Below are 6750 nucleotides of genomic sequence, written 5' to 3'. Positions count from 1 at the left end.
TCGGCGATCAGGCTGATCTGGGCGGTGCGGCGGGCCTCCTCGCTGGCGAAATACTGCTCCTGCTGGGCGCGGGTCAGGCTGCGGATGCGGCCGAACAGGTCGAGTTCGAAGGCGCTGAAACCGACCTGGGCGGTATAGACGTGGCTGTCGAAGGCCCCCTGCACGCCGGGGATGCCTTCGACGGCGGCCGGGGTGTGGGTGTAGCTCTCGGCGAGCTGGGCGTTGACCTGCGGCAGCAGCGCCGAGCGCTGCACCTGGTACTGGGCGCGGGCCTCCTGGATATTGGCGACGGCGACGCGCAGGTCGCGGTTGTTGCCCAGCGCCTGGGCGATCACCGCCTTCAGCTTCGCATCGGTGATCAGGTCGCGCCAGCCCGGTAGTGGCGCGGGCTCCGCCGCCGCGACCGGCGGATAGGCCGGCCCGCTGGGCGAGGTCTCGGGCACCGGCGCCGCGGGCCGGTGATAGGCCGGCGCCAGCGTGCAGCCGGCCAGGGCGAGGACCAGGACGGCGGCCAGCGGTTGCAGGCGCGTCATGGCGCCGGCTCCGCTTGCGCCACCGCATCGTCGGGCGGCGGCCGCCAGCGCAGGGTCTTCAGGCCGCCGCGCACCAGGACGAAGAAGACCGGCACGAAGAAGATGGCCAATATGGTCGCCGCCAGCATGCCGCCGACGACGCCGGTGCCGATGTCGTTCTGGCTGCCGGCCCCGGCCCCGGTGGCGATGGCCAGGGGAAAGACGCCGGCGATGAAGGCCAGCGAGGTCATCAGGATGGGCCGCAGGCGTATGCGGGCCGCCTGCATGGCCGCCTCGAACGGCGCCACACCGCGCTTCTCGGCGGTGACCGCGAACTCGACGATCAGGATGGCGTTCTTGGCCGAGATGCCGATGGTGGTGAGCAGGCCGACCTGGAAATAGATGTCGTTGTAGAGGCCGCGCAGGGTGGCGGCGAGCACGGCCCCGGTTACGCCCAGCGGGATGACCAGCATCACCGCCACCGGGATGCTCCAGCTCTCGTAGAGCGCCGCCAGGCAGAGGAAGACCACCAGCAGCGAGATCGCGTAGAGGGCCGGCGCCTGGGCCCCCGACAGCCGCTCCTGATAGGAAAGCCCGGTCCATTCATAGCCGATGCCCTTGGGCAGCTGTTTCGCCAGGGCCTCCATCTCGTCCATGGCCACGCCGGAGGAGAAGCCGAGCGCGGACTGGCCCTGCATCTCCATCGACGGCTGGCCGTTATAGTGCTCGAGCCGGGCCGGGCCGAAGCCCCAGCGGCTGTCGGCGAAGGCCGAGAAGGGCGCCATCGTCCCCGAGCTGGTGCGCACATACCATTTGCCCAGGTCGTCCGGCGCCATGCGGTAGGGGGCGTCGCCCTGCATGAAGACCCGCTTGACCCGGCCGCGATCGACGAACTGGTCGATATAGGACGAGCCCCAGGCGGTGGAGAGGGTGTCGTTGATGTCGGCTAGCGACAGGCCAAGCGCGCCGGCGCGCGCCACGTCCACGTCGACGTGCAGTTGCGGGGTGTCGTCCTGGCCGTTCGGCCGCACGCCGGACAGCTTGGGGTCGTTCTTCGCGAGGCCGAGCAGCTGGTTGCGCGCGGCGACCAGGCCGGCGTGGCCGACCGAGCCCTGGTCCTCCAGCTCGAAGTCGAAACCGGTGGCGTTGCCCAGCTCCTGCACCGGGGGCGGGATGAAGGCGAAGACCTGGGCGTCGCGGATCTTGGAAAAGGTCTGCATGGCGCGCTGGGCGATGGCCGGAGCGCGGTTCCGCACGCCCTTGCGCTCGCTCCAGTCGCGCAGGCGCACAAAAGCCATGCCGAGGTTCTGCCCCGAACCGCCGAAATTGAAGCCGGAGATGACGAAGGCGCCGGCGACATTGGCCTTTTCGTCGACGAACAGGTAGTGCTCGACCTGTTTCATCACCTCGTTCGTGCGCGACTGCACCGCCCCGGTCGGCAGGGTGAACTGAACCAGCATCGAGCCCTGGTCCTCGTCCGGCAGGAATCCCGTGGGCAGGCGGACGAAGAGGACGGCGAGCACGATCAGCAACAGTCCATAGACCAGCATGGCCGGCAGCGAACGCTTCAGGAGCCGGCCCAGGGTCTCGTCATAGCGGCTCACCAGCCGCGCGAAGTTGCGGTTGAACCAGCCGAAGAAGCCGCGCTCGGCGCGGACGTGGCGCGGATCCTTGGGCTTGAGCAGAGTGGCGCACAGCGCCGGGGTCAGTGTCAGCGCGACGCTGACCGACAGCACCACGGCCGAGACGATGGTGACCGAGAACTGGCGATAGATAACGCCGGTCGAGCCCGGGAAGAAGGCCATCGGCAACAGCACCGAGGTGAGCACGATGCCGATGCCGAACAGGGCGCCGGTAATCTGGCCCATCGACTTGATGGTGGCTTCCTTGGGCGAAAGCCCCTCCTCGGCCATGATCCGCTCGACGTTTTCGACCACCACGATGGCGTCGTCGACCAGCAGCCCGACCACCAGCACGAGCGCGAACAGGGTCAGCGTGTTGATCGAATAGCCGGCGATGGCCAGGACGCCGAACGAGCCCAGCAGCACCACCGGAACGGTGATCGCCGGAATCAGGGTGGCGCGCCACTCCTGCAGGAAAATGTAGATGACCGCGATCACCAGCAGGATGGCTACGATCAAGGTCTGGATGACGTCCTGGATCGACAGCTTGACAAAGGTGGTGGTGTCGACCGGAAAGGCCGCCTTCATGCCTTCGGGAAAGGTGGATTCCAGCTGTCGGACCTTGGCCTTGACGGCGGCCACGGTGCTCAGCGCATTGGCGCCCGGCGCCAGCCGCACCGCAATACCCGAGGCCGGATGGGTATTGTAGTGGGCGACGACGCTATAGTCCTCCGCGCCCAGCTCGACCCGCGCCACGTCGCTCAGGCGCACCACAGCCCCGTCCGGGCTGGTGCGCAGCACGATGGCCTTGAACTGGTCGGCGGTGTGCAGGCGCGACTGCAGGGTCACCGTGGCGTTGAGCTGCTGGCCGGGCACGGCGGGATTGGCGCCGATCTGGCCGGCTGAGACCTGGATGTTCTGGGCTGTCACCGCATTGCGCACGTCGCCGACGGTGAGCTTGTAATTGTTCAGCTTATAGGGATCGAGCCAGATGCGGATGGCGTACTGGCCGCCGAATACCTGCAGGTCGCCGACGCCGGTGACCCGGCTGATCGGGTCCTGCAGCTTGCTGTTCACGAAGTCGCCGATGTCGGCCAGCGAGTTGCGTCCGGTGTCGTCATAGACCGCGATGACCAGCAGGAAGCTGGCGGTCTGCTTGGCGACGCTGATGCCCTGCTGCTGCACCTCGGTGGGCAGGAGCGGGGTCGCCTGCTGCACCTTGTTCTGCACCTGCACCTGGGCGATGTCCGGATTGGTCCCGGCGGCGAAGGTGGCGGTGATCTGCACCGTCCCGTCCGACTGGCTCTGCGACGAGAAGTACAGCAGGTGGTCCAGCCCCTTGAGCTGCTGTTCGATCACCTGGGTGACCGAGCTCTCCACGGTCTCGGCGTCGGCGCCGGGATAGTTGGCGAAGATGGAGACCGAGGGTGGCGCGATGGAGGGATATTGCGCGACCGGCAGGGTCAGGATCGACAGCGCGCCCGCCAGCATCACGACGATGGCCATGACCGCGGCGAAGATCGGCCGCTCGATGAAGAAGTTGGAAAGCACAGCCTAGCCTTGGCCCGGCTGCGCACGGGGAGGCGGCGACCCGGCCGGCACGGCGTGCACCTGGTCGCCGGGCTTGACCCGCTGCAGCCCCTCGACGATCACCCGGTCGCCGGGGTTCAGGCCGCTCAGCACCAGCCACTTGTCGCCGACCGCGGCGCCGGTAGTCAGCACCCGCGTCTGAGCGCGGCCCGAAGCGTCGACCACCATGGCCACGGGCCGGCCGGCGGCGTCGCGGCTCACCCCCTGCTGCGGGGCCAGGATGGCGGACGGTTTGGCGCCCTGCGGCACCTCGGCGCGGACATACATGCCCGGCAGCAGCACGCCCCTGGGATTGGGGAAGATGGCCCGCAGCGTCACCGTGCCGCTGGCCTGGTCGACGGTGATATCGGTGAACTGCAGCCTGCCCTTGAGCGGATAGTCGCTGCCGTCCTCGAGCTTCAGCGAGACCTCGGCGGAGTCCGGCCCGCCCGTGGTCAGAGCCCCCGCGGCGAGGCTGGCGCGCAGCTTCAGGATGTCCGAGGTCGACTGGTTGATATCGACATAGATCGGATCCAGCGTCTGGACGGTGGTCAGGGCGTCGGCCTGGCCAGGGGTGACCAGCGCGCCCATGGTGAAGGCCGAGCGCCCGGTCCGCCCGGATATCGGCGCGGTGATCCTCGTATAGTCCAGGTTGATCCTGGCGCTCTGCAGGCTCGCCTGGTTCTGCTGCACGGCGGCGGCGGCCTGCAGCCAGGCGGCCTTGGCGTCGTCGGCGTCCTGGCGGCTGACCCCGTTGATCTTGACCAGGTCGGCATAACGCTCGGCCTTGGCCTTGGCGGTGACCACATTGGCGCGGGCGGAGGCGAGCTGGGCCGCGGCCTGGTTGTAGGCCGCGCGATAGATGGCCGGGTCGATCTGGTAGAGGACCTGGCCGGCCCTGACGTCGGCGCCCTCGACGAACAGCCGCGCCTGGATAATGCCGCCGATCTGCGGCCGGACATCGGAAATGGCATAGGGGCTGGTGCGGCCGGGCAGTTCGGTCTGCAGGGCGACGGCCTGGGGTTGCACAACCACCACCCCCACCTCGGGGATGCCCTGATGCTGGGCGGGACGCCCGCCGCAGGCCTGCAGCAACAGGACGCCGGTGGCGAACGCGACCAGTCTCAACGCCACAGTGGTCCGCATCGCCAGGTCCAGACACCAGAAGGAATGAACCGTCATCCCCCAATGGGGCAAGTAGGGCCTTATCGGTTTGGCATCAAGGCGTCGGGCTTACAGCGTAAGCCATTCAGGCCCGAAAAGACCGAGCGGCGCGACGCCGAAGGCCGCATGGCCTCAAGGATGTTCGCTCAAGGCCAGCTTCAGGCCGAAACCCAGGAAGACGCAAGCCGTCAGCCGGTCCAGGCCGCGCACCACGCCCGGCCGGCTAAGGAGGCGCGCGAGCGGCACGGTCAGGGCGACCAGCAGGCCGAGCCAGGCCAGCGACAGCGCCACATGCACGCCGGCGAGCAGCAGCGAGAAGGCGGCGACATTGACGCCGTGCGGAATGAACTGCGGCAGGAAGCTGATGTAGAAGACGCCGACCTTGGGATTGAGCAGGTTGGTCAGCAACCCGCGGCGAAAGGCGCTCAGAGCGGGTTGAGGAAAAGTGCGAAGCGGTTTTCCGCCCGCAACCCGCTCTAAACGCTTAGAATCGATCACGTTTATGATTTTGGATTGATTCAATCCAAAATCACCGTGATCTAGCCCGCCGGTGGGGTTCTCCGCGACGGCGCCGCCCGCGGCCATCGCCGATCTCGGCCGCAGCAACAGCCGGACACCGAGATAGACCAGATAGGCGGCGCCCGTCCATTTCAGCGCGGTGAAGGCCAGCGCCGACGCCGCCAGCAGCGCGGTCAGTCCGAAGGCGGCCCCGACGCCCCAGACCAGCAGGCCGAGGCAGATGCCCAAGGCCGTCGCCACGCCGGCGCGAGGCCCGTCCGCGGTCGAGGTTCTGAGCACCATGGCGGTGTCCGCGCCTGGCGTGATCGTCAGCACGGCCGCGGCGGCCGCGAAGGCCAGGAGCGGCAGCAGGATATCGGCCATGAGCGCGGTCTCCGCGGCGGAGAAACGAAAGGCCGCTTACATCCCATCCGAAGCAGGGTCAAAACGCTCCAGCCCCGTCCAGCCGCGAGCCTGCCATGATTGCCTGGTCTCTTCTCGACACCGCCCAGATTCCGAACGGCGAAGGCGAGCTTCGCCTGATGCGGCGCGGCGCGGAGTTTTCGATCATGTCGGGCGCCGTCGAGCTGATGAACAGCCGCCTAAGCGGCTCGGAAAAGGCGCTCGCCACTCTGGCCTTCCGGGGCTTCGGCGATCGCCCGGACCTCCAGGTGCTCATTGGCGGGCTCGGAATGGGGTTCACGCTGCGGGCGGCCTTGGCCCAACTGGGGCCGCGGGCGCGGGTCGCCGTCGCCGAACTCGTGCCGGCGGTCATCGGCTGGGCCCACGGGCCGCTGTTAGGGCTATTTGCGGGCAGCCTGACCGATCCCAGGGTCACGCTGCATGAGGCCGACGTCGCGCATCTGATCGCGCCGGCGCGATCCCGTTACGACGCCATCCTGCTGGATGTCGACAACGGCCCGGGCGGGCTCAATCGCGCCGCCAATGACGGCCTCTATGCCGCCGACGGCCTGCGGGCCGCGGCCCGGGCGCTGGCGCCGGGCGGCGTCCTGGCGGTGTGGTCGGCGGGACCGAACGCCGAATTCGCCAGGCGACTGCACCGGACCGGCTTTCGCGTCGATGAGGCGCGGGTCCGCGCCAATAGGCCAGGCCGAGGCGCGCGCCACGTGATCTGGGTCGCCTCGCCCGGCCCCGGCTGAACACCGCGCAGCGCCCGGCGAAGCGACGTTGCAGACCACGAAACGTCAGAAATTGACGATTTCTGTCTAGAACTGACATTGAAAGATTGAATAGACTATTCGCGGCGTTGGGATTTAGACAACGTCATGGACGGCGTCGCCACGTCACACGGACTCTACTATGTCGGCGGCCCGACCGAGGCCCTCGGCGCGCCAAGGTCTCACAACCGTGATTGACAGCCGTTC

At 68.2% G+C, this 6750-nt stretch carries 5 protein-coding genes; 1 reads left to right on the top strand and 4 read right to left on the bottom strand.

Features of this window, described 5'->3' with window-relative positions; genetic code table 11:
* The 4 genes from VGL85_RS05350 to VGL85_RS05335 all read right to left on the bottom strand — a co-directional run.
* Nucleotides 1-533: TolC family protein (locus VGL85_RS05350; RefSeq protein ID WP_331586768.1), on the bottom strand; the 533-nt coding region annotated here is incomplete at its 3' end.
* Nucleotides 530-3685, bottom strand: a complete 3156-nt coding sequence (locus VGL85_RS05345; RefSeq protein WP_331586766.1) for an efflux RND transporter permease subunit — start codon at nt 3683-3685, stop codon at nt 530-532. The genes VGL85_RS05345 and VGL85_RS05350, both read right to left, overlap by 4 nt.
* A 3-nt stretch (nt 3686-3688) precedes the next feature.
* Nucleotides 3689-4849, bottom strand: a complete 1161-nt coding sequence (locus VGL85_RS05340) for an efflux RND transporter periplasmic adaptor subunit (protein ID WP_331586764.1) — start codon at nt 4847-4849, stop codon at nt 3689-3691.
* Between the two features lie 150 nt (nt 4850-4999).
* A complete protein-coding gene (locus VGL85_RS05335; protein WP_331586762.1) occupies nt 5000-5749 on the bottom strand; it encodes a LysE family translocator in 750 nt (249 codons plus the stop codon).
* 158 nt (nt 5750-5907) lie between these two features.
* On the opposite strand from VGL85_RS05335, the gene VGL85_RS05330 reads away from it, so the two are divergent.
* Nucleotides 5908-6525: a spermidine synthase gene (locus tag VGL85_RS05330; protein ID WP_331586760.1), complete on the top strand. Its 618-nt coding sequence runs from the start codon at nt 5908-5910 to the stop codon at nt 6523-6525.
* Nucleotides 6526-6750 lie beyond the last annotated feature (225 nt).

The sequence above is a fragment of the Phenylobacterium sp. genome (assembly GCF_036501465.1).
Taxonomy (GTDB): Bacteria; Pseudomonadota; Alphaproteobacteria; order Caulobacterales; family Caulobacteraceae; genus Phenylobacterium.
This window is presented reverse-complemented; position numbering and strand designations above follow the sequence as displayed.

Bases quoted from the DNA above. Each gene is read 5' to 3' on its own strand.
- VGL85_RS05335 (WP_331586762.1), bottom strand. From the start codon at position 5,749: ATGGCCGATATCCTGCTGCCGCTCCTGGCCTTCGCGGCCGCCGCGGCC.
- VGL85_RS05330 (WP_331586760.1), top strand. From the start codon at position 5,908: ATGCGGCGCGGCGCGGAGTTTTCGATCATGTCGGGCGCCGTCGAGCTG.
- VGL85_RS05340 (WP_331586764.1), bottom strand. From the start codon at position 4,849: ATGCGGACCACTGTGGCGTTGAGACTGGTCGCGTTCGCCACCGGCGTC.